Origin of the sequence: Cryobacterium sp. (assembly GCF_025463825.1) — a bacterium.
GTDB lineage: Bacteria > Actinomycetota > Actinomycetes > Actinomycetales > Microbacteriaceae > Cryobacterium.
Window position 1 is genome coordinate 1 of the sequence record NZ_JAODBG010000030.1, and the last position, 14,334, is coordinate 14,334.

The 14,334-nt window shown below is 70.7% G+C and carries 15 protein-coding genes; 9 read left to right on the top strand and 6 right to left on the bottom strand.

All coding sequences use genetic code 11. From position 1 onward, the window contains the following. A partial coding sequence (locus JWP54_RS03755) for an EAL domain-containing protein (protein WP_297367443.1) occupies positions 1 to 276 on the top strand: 276 nt, incomplete at its 5' end. Positions 277 to 390: 114 nt separating this feature from the next. Next, a complete protein-coding gene (locus JWP54_RS03760; RefSeq protein ID WP_297367446.1) occupies positions 391 to 3,375 on the top strand; it encodes a DEAD/DEAH box helicase in 2,985 nt (994 codons plus the stop codon). 22 nt (positions 3,376 to 3,397) lie between these two features. Here JWP54_RS03760 and JWP54_RS03765 read toward each other — a convergent pair whose 3' ends face one another. Then, complete coding sequence (locus JWP54_RS03765) at positions 3,398 to 4,030, bottom strand: NADPH-dependent F420 reductase (protein ID WP_297367450.1); 633 nt, start codon at positions 4,028 to 4,030, stop codon at positions 3,398 to 3,400. A 110-nt stretch (positions 4,031 to 4,140) separates the two neighbouring features. Here JWP54_RS03765 and JWP54_RS03770 point away from each other — a divergent pair, with 110 nt between their 5' ends. Together JWP54_RS03770 and JWP54_RS03775 are read left to right on the top strand one after the other, a co-directional pair. Beyond that, a complete protein-coding gene (locus tag JWP54_RS03770) occupies positions 4,141 to 4,647 on the top strand; it encodes a MarR family transcriptional regulator (protein WP_297367453.1) in 507 nt (168 codons plus the stop codon). A gap of 4 nt (positions 4,648 to 4,651) precedes the next feature. Continuing rightward, the gene (locus JWP54_RS03775; protein WP_297367456.1) at positions 4,652 to 5,011 is read left to right on the top strand and encodes a hypothetical protein; all 360 of its coding nucleotides are present in this window, start codon (positions 4,652 to 4,654) and stop codon (positions 5,009 to 5,011) included. A gap of 6 nt (positions 5,012 to 5,017) precedes the next feature. On the opposite strand, the gene JWP54_RS03780 is transcribed toward JWP54_RS03775, so the two are convergent. Next, a complete protein-coding gene (locus JWP54_RS03780) occupies positions 5,018 to 8,485 on the bottom strand; it encodes a bifunctional RecB family nuclease/DEAD/DEAH box helicase (protein ID WP_297367459.1) in 3,468 nt (1,155 codons plus the stop codon). Positions 8,486 to 8,557: 72 nt separating this feature from the next. Here JWP54_RS03780 and JWP54_RS03785 point away from each other — a divergent pair, with 72 nt between their 5' ends. Next, positions 8,558 to 8,848 (top strand): GNAT family N-acetyltransferase, encoded by a 291-nt coding sequence (locus JWP54_RS03785; RefSeq protein WP_297367462.1) that lies wholly within the window; start codon positions 8,558 to 8,560, stop codon positions 8,846 to 8,848. Positions 8,849 to 8,855: 7 nt separating this feature from the next. Here JWP54_RS03785 and JWP54_RS03790 read toward each other — a convergent pair whose 3' ends face one another. After that, complete coding sequence (locus JWP54_RS03790) at positions 8,856 to 9,260, bottom strand: hypothetical protein (RefSeq protein ID WP_297367465.1); 405 nt, start codon at positions 9,258 to 9,260, stop codon at positions 8,856 to 8,858. A 157-nt stretch (positions 9,261 to 9,417) separates the two neighbouring features. Next, positions 9,418 to 10,158, bottom strand: a complete 741-nt coding sequence (locus JWP54_RS03795; protein ID WP_297367468.1) for an endonuclease/exonuclease/phosphatase family protein — start codon at positions 10,156 to 10,158, stop codon at positions 9,418 to 9,420. A 169-nt stretch (positions 10,159 to 10,327) separates the two neighbouring features. Here JWP54_RS03795 and JWP54_RS03800 point away from each other — a divergent pair, with 169 nt between their 5' ends. The 3 genes from JWP54_RS03800 (at position 10,328) to JWP54_RS03810 (ending at position 12,195) form a co-directional block, all read left to right on the top strand. Beyond that, positions 10,328 to 10,537, top strand: a complete 210-nt coding sequence (locus JWP54_RS03800) for a hypothetical protein (protein WP_297367471.1) — start codon at positions 10,328 to 10,330, stop codon at positions 10,535 to 10,537. Between the two features lie 139 nt (positions 10,538 to 10,676). Continuing rightward, on the top strand, positions 10,677 to 11,582 hold the full coding sequence (locus tag JWP54_RS03805; RefSeq protein ID WP_297367474.1) for a DUF4097 family beta strand repeat-containing protein: 906 nt from the start codon (positions 10,677 to 10,679) through the stop codon (positions 11,580 to 11,582). A 58-nt stretch (positions 11,583 to 11,640) separates the two neighbouring features. Continuing rightward, positions 11,641 to 12,195, top strand: coding sequence for an MOSC domain-containing protein (locus JWP54_RS03810; RefSeq protein WP_297367477.1), 555 nt, complete (start codon positions 11,641 to 11,643; stop codon positions 12,193 to 12,195). Positions 12,196 to 12,319: 124 nt separating this feature from the next. Here the strand turns inward: JWP54_RS03810 and JWP54_RS03815 are convergent, their stop codons facing one another. Together JWP54_RS03815 and JWP54_RS03820 are read right to left on the bottom strand one after the other, a co-directional pair. Then, positions 12,320 to 12,832 carry a hypothetical protein gene (locus JWP54_RS03815; protein ID WP_297367481.1) on the bottom strand — a complete coding sequence of 171 codons (513 nt, stop codon included), beginning with the start codon at positions 12,830 to 12,832 and terminating at the stop codon, positions 12,320 to 12,322. Between the two features lie 27 nt (positions 12,833 to 12,859). Beyond that, on the bottom strand, positions 12,860 to 13,723 hold the full coding sequence (locus tag JWP54_RS03820; RefSeq protein WP_297367483.1) for a DUF4433 domain-containing protein: 864 nt from the start codon (positions 13,721 to 13,723) through the stop codon (positions 12,860 to 12,862). A 283-nt stretch (positions 13,724 to 14,006) separates the two neighbouring features. Here JWP54_RS03820 and JWP54_RS03825 point away from each other — a divergent pair. Then, on the top strand, positions 14,007 to 14,334 hold a 328-nt coding region (locus JWP54_RS03825; RefSeq protein WP_367274179.1), incomplete at its 3' end, for a DedA family protein.

The following is a 14,334-nucleotide window of genomic DNA, read 5'->3' on the forward strand; positions in this document are numbered from 1 at the left end:
GAGCTCAAGCTGGACCAGTCCTTCATCATCCCGATGCTCGACGACGAGCGGGCAACCGCCCTGGTCGCCTCCTCCATCCACCTGGGCCACAGCATGGGTCTGCGCATCGTGGCGGAGGGTGTGGAGACCGCCGAGGTGTTCGACCAGCTCACCCTGTTCGGCTGCGACGTGGCGCAGGGCTACTTCCTCTCCCGGCCGGTGCCCGCCGCCGCGCTCGAAGCCTGGATCGCCGACCGCGCCGGCACCAGCGTGCCGAGCCTCTTCCCCGGCTCCTGACGGCCCCATTGCCGGGGTGTCCGGGGCGCGTGAGAACATTGAACCATGCCGCCTCCCCCCTTACCGCCGCGTCCCGCGGCCGGTGGAGCGGGTGCGACCGACTGGAAGTCGGCTGTGGCCGCCCTGACCGGGAGCCGGCCCGACCAGGCCGCCCCCGGCTCCCCTGTCGACGTCACGACAGGCCCCACGGCCGCACCGGCCGCCGGCCCACCGGCCGCCCGCACCGCCATGGGCCTGCTGTTCGAGCTGCGTGAGCAGACCCCGCGCAACAACGACCGCTGGCGCGGCGCCACCGCCGTGCGCGCCTCGGCCAGCCGGGCGCGCACCGGCGCCTATCGGCTGGGCGTGCGCCCCGTCGTGCAGAGTGACTCGGGCAAGTGGGTGAAGTCCACCATCACCTGGAGCAACGTGGGCTACCAGCTCAACCGGCTGAACCTCAACGTGGAGCAGCACCGCTGGTTCTGCCAGTTCGTGCCGCTGCACCGCGTCGACCGGCCGGTGTACAACGGCCAGGACACCGAGTGGCTCTACCTGGACGAGTTCGAGAGCCCGCTGCTCTGGCACCTGCTCGCCGAGGCCGGCCGGCTCGGCATCGCCCTCGCCGGCAGTCACAAGGATGCCGAGGTCACGGTGGGCTCCGCGGCGACGGTCACCCTCGACGCGGTGCTGAACGCCACCGAGCTCACCCTCACCCCGCGGCTGGGCATCGATGGCGACCAGCATCCGGTCGCCGACGCCGGCGCCCTGGGCGCCCACGGCGTGTACGCCTTTCGGCTCGGTGCGGAGCCGGCGATCGTGCTGGCGCCGACGACCGAACCGCTCAGCGCCGACCAGCGCCGTCTGCTCGGCGCCGACGCGCCCGCCCTCGTGGTGCCGGCCGGCGAGGTCGACGAGTTCCTGACCGGGTACTTTCCCACCCTGCGCCGCGGGGTCCCGGTCACCAGCACGGATGCCTCGATCGAGTTCCCGCCCCCGCCGCCGCCGGTTCTCGTGCACACCGTGAGCTTCGAACCGAAGCAGGCCGTGCGGCTGGACTGGGAGTGGCAGGGCGACAGGGACGAGCTGGCCGAGGGCACGCTGCTCGACCGGGTGACGACAGCGGTACCCGGACTGGCCGCGCCAAACCCCGGCGCGCCCGCGGTGACTCTCACGGGGCTGCCCGCCGCCGAATACACCGACAAGACCCTGCCCGGGCTCGACCATGTCGAGGGCGTGCGGGTGCAGCTGGTGGGCGACAAGCCCGACTACCGCGAGCTCACCGGCACGCCGCACCTGACCGTGAGCACCCTCGAGACCGACAAACGCGATTGGTTCGACCTCGGTGTGCTCGTGCACATGGACGGCCGCAGCATCCCGTTCAACCCGATCTTCACCGCCCTGGCCAAGAACAAGAAGAAGCTCCTGCTCAGCGACAACACCTACCTCTCCCTCACGCAACCGGTCTTCGACCGACTCCGCGACCTCATCGAGGAGGCCCGGAGCCTGCAGGAGTGGGAGACCGGCCTCCGCATCAACCGGCACCAGGCCAGCCTGTGGAGCGACTTCGAGGACCTCGCCGACGAGACCGACCAGGCCGTGTCCTGGCGCGCCGCGGTGGGCGGGCTGTTGCAGCTGCAACGCGGCGAAACGGACGCCGCGGCGCTCCCCCGGGACACCCCGTTGCCGGCCGGGCTGGCCGCCACCCTGCGCCCGTATCAGGTGGCCGGCTTCGAGTGGCTGGTCTTCCTCTGGGAGCACGGTCTGGGCGGCATCCTCGCCGACGACATGGGCCTGGGGAAGACCCTGCAGGTGCTGGCGCTGCTCAGCCACGCCGTGCAGCACCCCGCTGCGGCGCCGGAGGCCGCCGTCTCCGGGCGACCGTTCCTTGTCGTCGCGCCCACCTCCGTGGTGTCCAACTGGGTGGCCGAAGCGGCCAGGTTCACGCCGAACCTGCGGGTGGCCCCGGTCGCGAGTACCCAGGCGACCAGCGGCCGCAGCATCGCCGACCAGGCGAAGGGCGTGGATGTGCTCGTCACCTCGTACGCGCTGTTCCGCCTGGACTTCGACGCCTACCAGGCACAGGGCTGGGCCGGCCTCATCCTCGACGAGGCGCAGTTCGTCAAGAACCGCACCTCGCAGCTCTACCGCTCCGCCGCCTACATCGACGTGCCGTTCACCCTGGCCGTCACGGGCACACCGATGGAGAACAACCTGCTCGAACTCTGGGCGTTGTTCTCGATCGTGGCCCCCGGGCTGTTCCCCTCGGTGCGCCGGTTCACCGAGGAATACCTCCGCCCGGCGGAGCGCAAGGTGCGGTCCCAGCAGGAGCTGGTCGGCCGGCTGCGGCGGCGCATCCGCCCGCTGATGCTGCGTCGCACCAAGGATGTCGTGGCCCGCGACCTGCCCGACAAGCAGGAGCAGGTGCTGCACATCGAGCTGGATCCGGAACACCGCGAGATCTACGACACCTTCCTGCAACGGGAACGGCAGAAGCTGCTCGGGCTGATGGACGACCTCGAGGCCAACCGGTTCATCGTGTTCCGGTCGATCACGCTGCTGCGGATGCTGAGCCTGGATGCGTCGCTGGTCGACGACGAGTACGCCGATGTGCCCTCCAGCAAACTCGAGGCGCTCCTCGAGCAGCTCGAGGAGGTGGTCGCCGAGGGGCACCGGGCGCTGATCTTCAGCCAGTTCACCTCCTACCTGGCCCTCGCGGCCGCGCGGCTGGAGAAGCGCGGCATCCGCTACAGCTACCTGGACGGCTCCACCACCGACCGGCCGGGCGTGATCGACGGCTTCAAGACCGGCGACGACCCGGTGTTCCTGATCAGCCTCAAGGCCGGCGGCTTCGGCCTCAACCTCACCGAGGCCGACTACGTGTTCCTGCTCGACCCGTGGTGGAACCCGGCCAGCGAGAGCCAGGCCATCGACCGCACCCACCGCATCGGCCAGACCCGCAATGTGATGGTGTACCGCCTGGTGGCCGCGGACACCATCGAGGAAAAGGTGATGGCCCTCAAGGCCACCAAGGCCAAGCTCGTGCAGGCGGTCCTCGACGACGACGACCTCTTCGCGAGTTCCCTGACACCCGACGACATCCGGGGTCTCCTCGACATCTGATACCGCTGGGCTGGGGCGGAGGTTACTTCACCAGGGCGAAGCCGCCGGTCCAGCCGGTGGTGCCTGCGGCGGCCAGGGTGAGCTGCAGGAAGCCCAGGGCCTCGAGCTCACGGGCGCGCTTGAGGGCACCGGCGTCGACGGCGAGCACGCCACCGGCGACCAACACCGAGATGAGCGCGTCCTTGGCGGACGCGTCGTCACCGGCCACCAGCACGGTGGTGGGCGCGACGCCGTTGACGCCGCCGGTGGCCAGGGTGGCCGCGAAGGTGGTGTTGAACGCCTTGAGCACGCGGGCGCCGGGAACCGCCTCGGCGATGACCTGCGCGGCCGAGCCGTCCGACGGCACGACGAGCGAGTCGAAGGTGGCGAAGTCGAGCGGGTTGGTAATGTCCACGACGATCTTGCCGTCGAGCTGGCCCCGGTACTGGGCGAGCACACCGGCCACGGCCGGGTACGGCAGGGCGAGAATGACGATGTCACCCGTGAGGGCATCGCCCGCGACGCCGGCGACGACGGATGCGCCCAGGGCGGCGGCGGCGGCCGCGGTCTTCTCGGCATCCTGTGCCAGCAGCTGAACGGATGCGCCGCCCGTGGCCGCGATGCCCGCGATGGCGGTGCCCATGTTGCCTGCTCCGATGATGCTGATGCTCGTCATGACGTGCTCCTTCTCGCCTTCCGCGGCGAATTAGTTGTTGGTACAAGTAATGTATCGGCTTTTACTTGTCGCGTCAACCAAAAGGAGGGAGTGCTTGGTAAGCTGGTGACATGGACACGAATGAGACCGCTGCCGCAGAGTGGCTGAGCCCGGCCCAGCTGCACGCCTGGCTGCGCTTCGTCGCCGTCGTTGAGCTGGTGCCGGGCCTGCTCGACTCCCAGTTGCAACGCGATTCGGACCTCAGCCACTTCGAGTACTACGTTCTCGCCATGCTCTCCGAGGCACCGGGCCGGACTCTGCGCATGACCGGGCTGTCCTCGATGACCAATTCCAGCCTGCCTCGGCTCTCGCACGTGGTGAAGCGTCTCGAGGACCGCGGACTGGTCACGCGCAGCCCCTGCCCCACCGACCGACGCGCCACCAACGCCGCGCTCACCGAGGAAGGCTGGGCCGTGGTGCAGTTAGCCGCTCCCGGGCACGTGCGCACGGTGCGCGAGAACGTGATCGACCCCCTCACCCATGAGCAGATCGCCCAACTGGACGCCATCTCGAACCAGCTGCTGACGAAACTCGACCCCACCAACCGCCTGAACCCGCGGGCGCCCGAGGGAGCCTGAGCTCATGCGGATCACCCGGCTGGAACCCGGCGAGGTCTTCGTTTTCGGCTCAAACGCTGCCGGTGCGCACGCCGGCGGCGCCGCCGCGCTGGCGCATGAAAGGTTCGGCGCGGTCTGGGGCCAGGGCCACGGGCTGCACGGCCAGTCCTATGCGATCAACAGCATGAGCGGTCTGGCCATTCTGCGCCGGGAGGTGGCCGGGTTCGTCGATTTTGCGGCGGAACACCCGGAGCTGACGTTCCTCGTGACCGAGATCGGCTGCGGCATCGCCGGCTATACGCCCACCGAGGTCGCCCCGTTCTTCAGCGGTGTCGGTGCCAACGTGGTCTTGCCGGAACGATTCACGGCGGAACTCGACCGCTGAAGCGACCTACCCCTCGACGAGGTCGATGAACGCGCTGAGCTGCGCGAGGGCGCCCGCGTTGTGGGGAAGGGCATCCGTCAGCGCGGGCGAATAGATCAGGAACGCCGCCCACTGCGCGCGGGAGATGGCCACGTTGAGCCGGTTCGCCAGCAGCAGGAACTCCAGCCCGCGCGGCACCTCCTCGGCGCTGGACGCCGCCAGCGACACGATCGCGACGGCGGCCTCGCGGCCCTGGAACTTGTCGACGGTGCCCACCGACACGTCGTGCCAGCCGGCCAGGGCCAGGCGTTGACGGATCACCTCGACCTGCGCGTTGTACGGGGCGACCACGATGAGGTCGCTCTGGGCCAGCGGGCCGGTGGCGCCGTCGACGGTCCAGTCGCGGCCGAGCAGCGTGCCGATCAGCTCGGCGACGGCGTCGGCCTCCTCGGGCGAGGAGGTGGAGTTGAGGGTGTGCGGCACGGGCAGCGGGTGGAGGCCCGGGGCGACGCCGGCCAGGAACCGGTCGGCGGCCCGGGACTCGAGCTTGCCCTCGTAGGAGAGCCGGGACACCGGCGCACACACCTCGGGGTGCATCCGCCAGCTCTTGGCCAGGAAATAGCCCAGCTCGGCGGGCAGCACGTCGTGCCCGTCGGTGAGCCAGCCGAGCGCCGAGACGTCCACGGGCTCAGGGTGCGAGCCCTGGCTCACCTGGGGCAACTGTTGCGGGTCGCCGAGCAGCAACAGTCGCCGGGCCGCGACCGCCGACGCGATGGTGCTGGCCAGCGAGAACTGGCCGGCCTCGTCGATGACGAGCAGGTCGAGTGAGCCCGGTTCGATGCGGGCGGCGTTGCTGAAGTCCCAGGCGGTGCCGCCGAGAACGAAGCCGCCGGCCTGGCCGGTGAACTCCGCGAACCGGTTGGGCGGCAGCGGGGTCCACGCGGTGGTGTCGGCCTCCTGGCCCGCCTTGGCCTTCTTGCCCACGTGCCCGGAGCCGAGCCCGGCCTTGAGCACGGCGCTGAGCATGTTTTCGACCGTGGCGTGCGACTGGGCCACCACGCCGATCTTCCAGCCGTTGTCGCGCACCAGTTCGGCGATCACCCGCGAGCCGGTGTGGGTCTTGCCGGTGCCGGGTGGGCCCTGCACCGCCAGGTAGGACCGGTCAAGGGTGAGCAGGCTGTCGCGGATGGCGGTGGTGATGTTCCCGTCGACCGGCGGGAGCGACTCGGCCGTCTGCCGGCGGGGTGGCTGGCGGCGCAGGATGTCCAGCGCCGCATCCGGCAACATCCCGGGCAGGGCGTCGAGCACCCGCTGGCCCCACTCCGCGATCGCCGGAACCTGGGTGCCGGGCGGCGGCGGGATCGCCGGGGTGAGCGCCATCGGCAGGTGGTCGTAGGGGTCGATGCCCTTGCCGAGCTTCTCGGTGACATAGAGCACCGCTTCGCCGGTGGCTTCGTCGACGAGGCCGGTGATCTCGGTGCGTTCGTGCGCCACCCGCGAGCCGGGCTCGCCGGTGGGTGCGAGCGGCGGATACGGTGCGTCGTAGAGCAGGAAGGGCCGCTGGCCGAGCTTGAGGAAGCTGCCCGGCGCCGGCTCGCCCTCGATGCGCAGCACCCGGGACAGGTTGCGGTCGCGGCCCACGAGCGCCCAGTCGCGTTCGACCGCGGCCTTCTGCACGATCAGCACGTCGCGGGTGGCGGACCACTCGTCGGCGGGGTTCCGCAGCCGGTCGAAGTGCTCCTGCCAGAACTTCTTGCCCTCCCGGCGGTGGTAGTCGATGGCGGCGGACGCCAGGGCGATCGCGGTCTGATCGGCCGATCGGTCGCCGGGCGGGGCATCCGCCACTTCGGCGGCCAGCGCCTGGTAGACCGGGCTGGGCTCGCGCGCCGGAATGTCAAGTTCGAGGTCTCGGGCGGCGGCGCGGGGCACGCCGGCCTCGTCGGCGCGGGCGAGCAGCCAGTCGCGCAGCCGCAACGTGGAGAGGCAGTCATACTCGTTGTAGTCGGCGATGTCGTCGAGCATCTGCTGCGCGACCGTGAGCCGACCGGCGCGGAACAGGTCGCGGGAGTCGGCGTACACGGTAATGGAATCGGCGGCGTTGTCCACTCCCTCCCGGTGGTCGTCGCCCATGTAGAGCGGTTCGAGTTTCTTGATCGAGTAGCTGTGCGAGCCCACCCGCAGGCTCTTCTTCACGACCGGGTACAGGTCGACGAGCACATTGTCGCGGAGCAGGTCGTCCACGGCGTCCTCGCCCACGCCGTGCCGGGCCGCCAGTGCGAGCAGGTGGGTGCGCTCGTAGGCGGCGTAATGGTAGATGTGCAGGTTGGGGTACGTCGCGCGGCGGGCCGCGACGTAGGCGAGGAAGTCGATCAACGCCTGGCGTTCCTCGGCGTAATCGTGTGCCCAGAACGCCCGGAACGTGCCGTCGGTCTCGATCAGGCCGAAAAGGTAGTCCAGGCCCCACTCCACCCGGTCCACTCCCGCGGTGGTCTCGCTGTACAGCGGGTCGCCCTCGAAGTCGAAGAAGATGTCGCCGGGGTCGGGCTCGGGCAGGGCGCCGAGCGCCACCGGGTTGTAGACCTCGAAGGCGGGCGCGTCGGCGTGGCCGGGCTGCCCGGTGGCGAGCTGGCGGGATTGCAGCTGCAGCCTGGCCTGGGCGCGGAGGGCGCCCACGGTGGCGTCCACGAGCCCCTCGACCGGTCCGGAGCTCGCGGCCAGGGCCTCGATGGTGCTCAGGCCGGCCTCCAGCAGGTGCCGGCGCTGGGTGAGCCGCATCCCGGCGACCAGGAGCACGTCGCGGTGGGCCTCCACTTCGATCGCGCAGGCGGCGCAGCGTCCGCAGGCCGAGTAGCGTGGGTCGCCCCACGGGGTGGGTTCCGGGTCGGCGACCCGTTCGTCGATGAGGCGCTCGAGCCGGGCGCGGCGCTTGCGGTACACCGGCAGGATGTCGCGCAGCCGGTGGGTGCTGGTGCGCCCGTCGCCGAGCAGCAGGTGCACGTTCTCGCCGATGCGGACGCCGAGCCGGTCGAGCTGGTCACTGTACGCGGCCACCTGCAGCAGGGCGGTGATCTTGGCGGAGCGGGCCAGCTTGGTGTCATAGACCTCATAGACCGGCTCCGTGTCGGCGGCGCTGTCGACGCGCATGATGAAGTCGGCGAAGCCGACGAACCGGCCGTCGAAGAAGGTGGCCTGGAAGAGCACATCGGCCCCCGCCCGGAACGCGGCCGCGGTGGCCGCGGCCGCGGCCGGCAGCTCCCGCATCGACGGCCGCGCGAATTCGACCACCTCGCGGGTCTGCCTGAGCGTCTGCAGGTAGCGCGCCTCGTGTTCGTCGCCCAGGGCGCCGGCGCGTTTCAGCATGGCGTCACCCTCGTCGGGCACTGCATCGACGCGGCCGAGCTTGCTGTCGAGTTTGCGCATCAGCGCCCACTCGCAGCCCGCCGCGGCGCCGAGGTCGCTCGCGCTGAAGACCACTGTCGAATCGAGCAAGAACACTAGGGCGCCTCCACCTGCTGGGATCTGGTCAGGTTACCGGAGACCACTGACAGGGCGGTCTACGCTGAGGAGGTGACCACAGTCCTCGTCCACGAACCGGGTGCCGCCCGCTACGCCCTCTACGTCGACGGCGAGCTTGCCGCCCTGGCCGACTATGCCGTGCAGGGCGACACCGTGTCGTTCCACCACACCTTCACAGACCCCGCCCGGCGCGGCCAGGGGCTGGCCGGCCAGGTGGTGGAATTCGCCATGGCCGACGTGGAAGCCACGAGCAACCGGGCCGTCGCGCCGGACTGCTGGTTCGTCGCCCGGTGGTTCGCCAAACACCCGGAGCGGGCCGCGCTGCTCACCGTGCGCGGCTAGGAGTCGCTCAGCCGAGTCGGTCACAGGCGGTGATCGACCTCGCACCCACGGAGCCCATCAGGCGCATCAGGGTGCTCTCGTCGACGATCGGGATGCCGTAGTCGTGGGCTTTCCGGGCCTTCCCCGAGCGGGACGGGACGTCGGCGGCCACGACCAGCTTCACCCGCCGGGTCACGCCGCTCCACGGCGCCAACCCCACGCCCCGGAGCTCCTTCTCCCAGACACTGCAGGTGTCGCAGCTCGCGTTGTGCGACACGACCACCCAGCCGCGGAGCAGGTCGACGAGCTGCGGGGCGATGGCGGCGAAGCGGGGTGCGCCCTGCCCATCGGCGGGGCGGATGCGGTGCAGGTCCGTGCGGCCGAGGTCGCGGCCGGGATCGACAGGGTCTCCCAGCGGCCGCGGATGTCGCACTGTTCCGTGAGGTGCACGACGGCGACCTCGATGATCCGGTGGAGCGGCCGGGAAAGAGGCCCGTGGTTTCAAAGTCGAGGACAGCGAAGCCCGGACCTGCCACGGGGGCTCCTTCCGCCCCGTATGCAGAACTGTGGACCTGGCCGTGCCGGTGGGATCAGATCGAGAATTCTCCGCCGGGCAGGGTGCCGCCGGCGGTGTCCGGCACCGCATCGGCCGGGGCCTTCGCGTCGCTGTACGAGGAGGTCACCAGGATCGGCATGTGGTCGCTCGTGCCGCGCGGCAGGGTCTCGACGCTGTCGATGGTGAGCCCCACTGAGGTGGCCAGGTCGAAGTGGCCGCGGAAGAACTTGTACCGCGTGTAGGTGCGGCTGTCGCTGAGGGTGAGGTCGTAGCCGGAAAGCTCAACCTGGGCGCTGAGGTGCTTCTTGAAGATCGGGTAGTTGTAGTCGCCGACCATCAGGGTCGGCAGGTTCGGGCCGAGCACGGCGAGTTCCTCGTGCGCCGAGCGGATCTGGTTGCGGCGCAGGGAGTTCAGCGCGGTCAGCGGCGCGGCGTGGAACGATGCCACGACCAGCGCCCGGTTCGCGACGATGTCGTGCAGCCGGGTGCCGATCAGCCGTTCGTGCGCGGGGGTGAGCACCCGGTCGTGCAGCGACTTCTTCAGCGCGAAGGTCTGCGTCTTCTGCGCCGTGAACCGGTCGCGCCGGTAGTACACGGCCAAGCCCAGCCGGTTGCGAGTGGTGGAGTCCGCCAGGTGCAGCAGGCCGACCTCGGCCGGCAGCTCGAGGGTGTCGCACTCCTGCAGGCACAGCAAGTCGGGGTCGTACGCTTCTACGAGTGCGATGAGTTCTCCGCTGGCACGGTTCTTGCGGAGGTTGTAGCTGATGACCTTCACGTCAGACCTGTCTCTGATTCGGTGGTGAGACGTCAAGCCTACTTTCGCTCTCCGCCGAATGCCGCATCGGGTGCGCGACCATCGGGCACGGCCGGGTCCCGGGCCGCGCTGGTACCGTGGATTCAGCTCGGCGGCTCGCCCGAGCGCCACCGATTGGATGCCTGCCCCCGTGAAAACCTGGACGTTCACCACCTACACGATCGCCGCATTCACGTGCAGCGGCCTGGCCGTGCTCCTCCTGATCGTCAACGCCGTCACCGCCAACCAGTACCTGTCGGTGCTGCTGCCCGTGGCCGTGGTGGCCCTCGTGGCCGGCGGCATCCTGTCGGTGCGTGCCCGGCTGCTGCGCTACCGCGCCAGGGACACGCCCAAGCGCTGACCGTTCGGCGCCGATCGGTCCCGGCGGCCGCCATATCGAGGTGTCGGCAACCCTGCTACCGTCCCCTGCAACGGGCGCCCGCCCGATCCGGCACGCCGCCGGGCGCGCCGAGGCCCCGTCTCAGCCGGGGAGCCACGCCATGACCGATCCGCCGCCGCACGGCCGTCCGCGGCCGCCGATGGACCGTCCGGCCGCGCCTCCGGCCGCGCCTCCGGCCGCCGCGGAAGCGCAGAGGCCTCCGACGAACGCCGCCGGACCCCGCGCCGCCGGGCAAGGACCCGCTCCCCTCTGGCGCACGCTGCTGTACATCCTGGTGCCGACCCTCGGCGTCCTCCTGCTGATCGCAGCGTTCTTCTTCGCACTGTCCGGCCGCAGCGGACCGGTGGACCTCAGCGCGGACGAGGCGCCGGGCACCAGCCTGAGCGTTCAGATTCCGAACGCGGAGATCATCCTCGAGCCGAGCAGCGACGACCAGGCGCATGTGCGCATGACGGGCAGCTTTTTCGGCGACGAGCCCACCCTCACGGTGCGCACCGAGGGCGGGGTCACCGAGGTGCGCGGCGGGTGCACGTCCCAGCTGTTCTCCCGCTGCTCCATCGACGTGGCCGTGCAGCTGCCCCGCGCGCTGCCCGTGACCGTGAGCGGCGAGAATGGCCGCATCGCGGCATCCGGGCTCACCGGCCGGGTCAGCCTGGGAACGACCAACGGCACCATCGAGGCGGACGGCACGGTCGGGCGGGTCGACGCTGAGACCACCAACGGCGACATCCGGGTCACCGATGCGACCTCCAAGACCGTGCAGGCGACCACCACCAACGGCTCCGTCGAGCTGGCTTTCGCGGATGCGCCGGACGCCGTGGACGCCGGCAGCACCAACGGGTCGATCACCGTGCGGGTGCCCACCTCCGGGGTGTCCTACCTGGTGACCGCGCAGACCACGAACGGATCGGTCGACTCAGGCACCGTGCCCTCCGACAGCACCTCCCGGCGCTCGATCACCGCCCGAACCACCAACGGCGGCATCGAGATCCAGGCCACCCGCTGACTGCCCCCACATCCCCAGCGCCCGCTCGACCCTCGCCGGCATCTGGCAGGATGGCGGGATGAGTGAGCAGCAGACGGGTTCGGTTGTGGCCGTGAGCCGCGACGACAAGCACCGGTTCAGCAAGCCCGTGGTGCCCAGCATCCGTCTGGTGGCCGGCTACGGCATCGAGGGCGACTCGCATGCCGGCAGCACCACCCAGCACCGCTATCTGATCCGCACCGACCCGACCCGGGCCAACCTCACCCAGGTGCACCTGGTGCGCTCCGAGCTGTTCGAGGAGCTCGCTGCCGACGGCTTCGAGGTCTCGGCAGGGCAGCTCGGCGAGAACATCACCACCGCCGGCCTCGACCTGCTCGCGCTGCCGGTCGGAACCCGTCTGCACCTGGGCGCCGACGCCGTCGTCGAAGTCACCGGGCTGCGCGACCCCTGCTCGATGATCGACAAGTTCCAGCGGGGTCTCAAGGGCGTCCTGAAGAGCAGGGACGACACCGGCCACATCCTGCGCCGGGCCGGCATCATGGGCGTCGTCGTCGCCGACGGCACCGTCGCGCCCGGAGACCCCCTGCTCGTCGAACTGCCCGCCGGCGACCACATCCCGCTCGGGGTCGTCTAGACCCGCCACCCGCCCCGCCGACCCACCCCGGCCCGCCGAGTTGCGGCAAACGCCCCCCCTCAGCGAGCGGGAAGGGGCAGGATGCGGCAAGTCGCGAGCGGCGCGCCCGGACCGGGCGCCGGCGTCAGGCCTGGCGGGCGGCTCTGGAAGCCTTGCGCTCCTGGCGGCGCCGGTAGCCCGGCACCGGTTGGCCGGGCGAGTCGGTCGACAGGTCGATCCCGGAAAAGGGCTCACCGGCCTGGATCAGCAGTCCTGCGGCGGCGGCGCTGTCGACCAGCTCAGCGATCACCCCGTGCACCGACGTGGAATGGTAGTGGCCGGCGACCAGACTCACCGTCAGCCGAGTGCCACCGTCGACGGCCTCGGTCCAGACCGCGACCTTGCCGTACCCCGACGGCCCGCCCCGAAACAGCGAGATCAGGAAGCCCACGCTGAAGATGTCGTCGAGGAATTCCAGGAGGGGCGAGCTGAACTCGTAGAACTGCACGCCCCCGGATAGAGCAGCATCCGCCCGGTAGCGGCGCCGGATCAGGATCGAGCGAGCGAGCGCGTGTGCCGTCCCGGCATCGGCGGCCACGTCGATCCACCGGGCCGGGAACTGCCTGTTCAGGCGCGCGGTGGGCTTGGTCCCGCTCACCGGGAACGCTCTTCGCGGCTCGACCTTCTAGAGCGAGCCGTCTTCGGTCGGGTGGAACCACGGCGGGTACACCGCGACCTTGGGCTTGTGGCTGGCGGCGGCGAGGATCGGCTTGACCGCGTCCCGCACCCGGTCGTTGGCGACGCCGATCAGGGTGATCAGGCCAAACGGGACCTCGCGCGGCACGAGCAGCTCGGCCTTGAGGATGGTGTCGGAGTCCAGGTCGGCGCGGAGGGACCGCAGCAGCGTGTCGGCGGCATCCGGCGTGGAGCCGAAGCGGGTGGCGGTGAATGCGGCGTCGCCGTCCGTCACCGCGAAGGGAGTGGCGTCGGCGGCGGCGGTCTGCGCGTCGAGCACCTTCTTGACGGTGGAGACCAGGATCACGAAGTCGAACGCGGCGGCGTCGTGCGCGGTGTCGGACAGGCGCGGGTCGAGGGACTGCGCCCGGATGTTCTCCCAGACCAGCGCGTTGGGCGACAGGAAGAAGGGAACGTGGTCGGCCACGGCGAGGCTGTCGGGGCCGGAGACGTGCGTCTGGCGGCGGGCATCCCGGTTCGCCGACGACGAGATGTCGATCACGGGGCGGGCCTCCCAGGCGTCGCTGGTGTCGGCCAGCAGCCGGCCGGTGGCGAGGATGCCGGGCAGGTTGCGGATGTGGGTGAGGTGGTAGATGCGCTGTTCGCCGACGTTGTCATCGTGCCGCTTGGTCTTGGCGGTGCCCGTGGTGATGGGCGCGGCGACGGTGCGCAGCGCAGTCGGCGCCTCAGGAGTGCGGGCGCGGCTGGCGCGCGGGGCGCGGGCGGCTGGCACGGTCGATGCGACGGGGGCGGCGGGTGGGAAACACAGGGCGCACAGCTCCCCGTCCAGTCCGTGGATGCATTCCTCGTTCACAACTCAACCCTTCGTGTGCGCAGGCTCACGGTGCGTCGGGTTCGACGGACGTGTGCCTACCTATCTAAGTTACGGTCATTTCCCGGGCAGCGGTGACACAACCGGGGCCATCCGGGGGTGATCCGCCCAATTCGGGCCCAATCGGCGCCATTGGCGGGCTGCGGCCGTCGAGGTGGTGACCCGCGGATGCGCGGCGCCGGATCCGGCGCACGTCATCCCAGCGGCGCGGGGAATCGTCCCAGCGGTCGACGCGTGCTCGCCGGGCCCTTCCTAACCTGAGGACATGCCTGCTGTCGACGCCCTCAATGACCTCGTCTTCGCCCTGGCCGGATCGGCCTGGGTGTACCCGGTGGTGTTCGCCCTGGTGGTCATCGACGGGTTCTTCCCGCCACTGCCGAGCGAGACGGTGGTGGTGGCGCTCGGCGCGCTGGCCGTCTCGGCGGGCGCGCCGCATCCGGTCTGGTTGATCGCCGTGACCACGGCCGGCGCGGTCCTGGGCGACAGCACCGCCTACCTGATCGGCCGGAGGATCGGCCCGGCCCGGTTCGGCTGGCAGCGCCGGCCCGGCGTGGCGGGTGAGCGAGCGGGCGCGCGCGCGGCGCTGCTGGCCC

Bases quoted from the DNA above. Each gene is read 5' to 3' on its own strand.
- JWP54_RS03765 (WP_297367450.1), bottom strand. From the start codon at position 4,030: ATGACGAGCATCAGCATCATCGGAGCAGGCAACATGGGCACCGCCATC.
- JWP54_RS03770 (WP_297367453.1), top strand. From the start codon at position 4,141: ATGGACACGAATGAGACCGCTGCCGCAGAGTGGCTGAGCCCGGCCCAG.
- JWP54_RS03775 (WP_297367456.1), top strand. From the start codon at position 4,652: ATGCGGATCACCCGGCTGGAACCCGGCGAGGTCTTCGTTTTCGGCTCA.
- JWP54_RS03805 (WP_297367474.1), top strand. From the start codon at position 10,677: ATGACCGATCCGCCGCCGCACGGCCGTCCGCGGCCGCCGATGGACCGT.
- JWP54_RS03810 (WP_297367477.1), top strand. From the start codon at position 11,641: ATGAGTGAGCAGCAGACGGGTTCGGTTGTGGCCGTGAGCCGCGACGAC.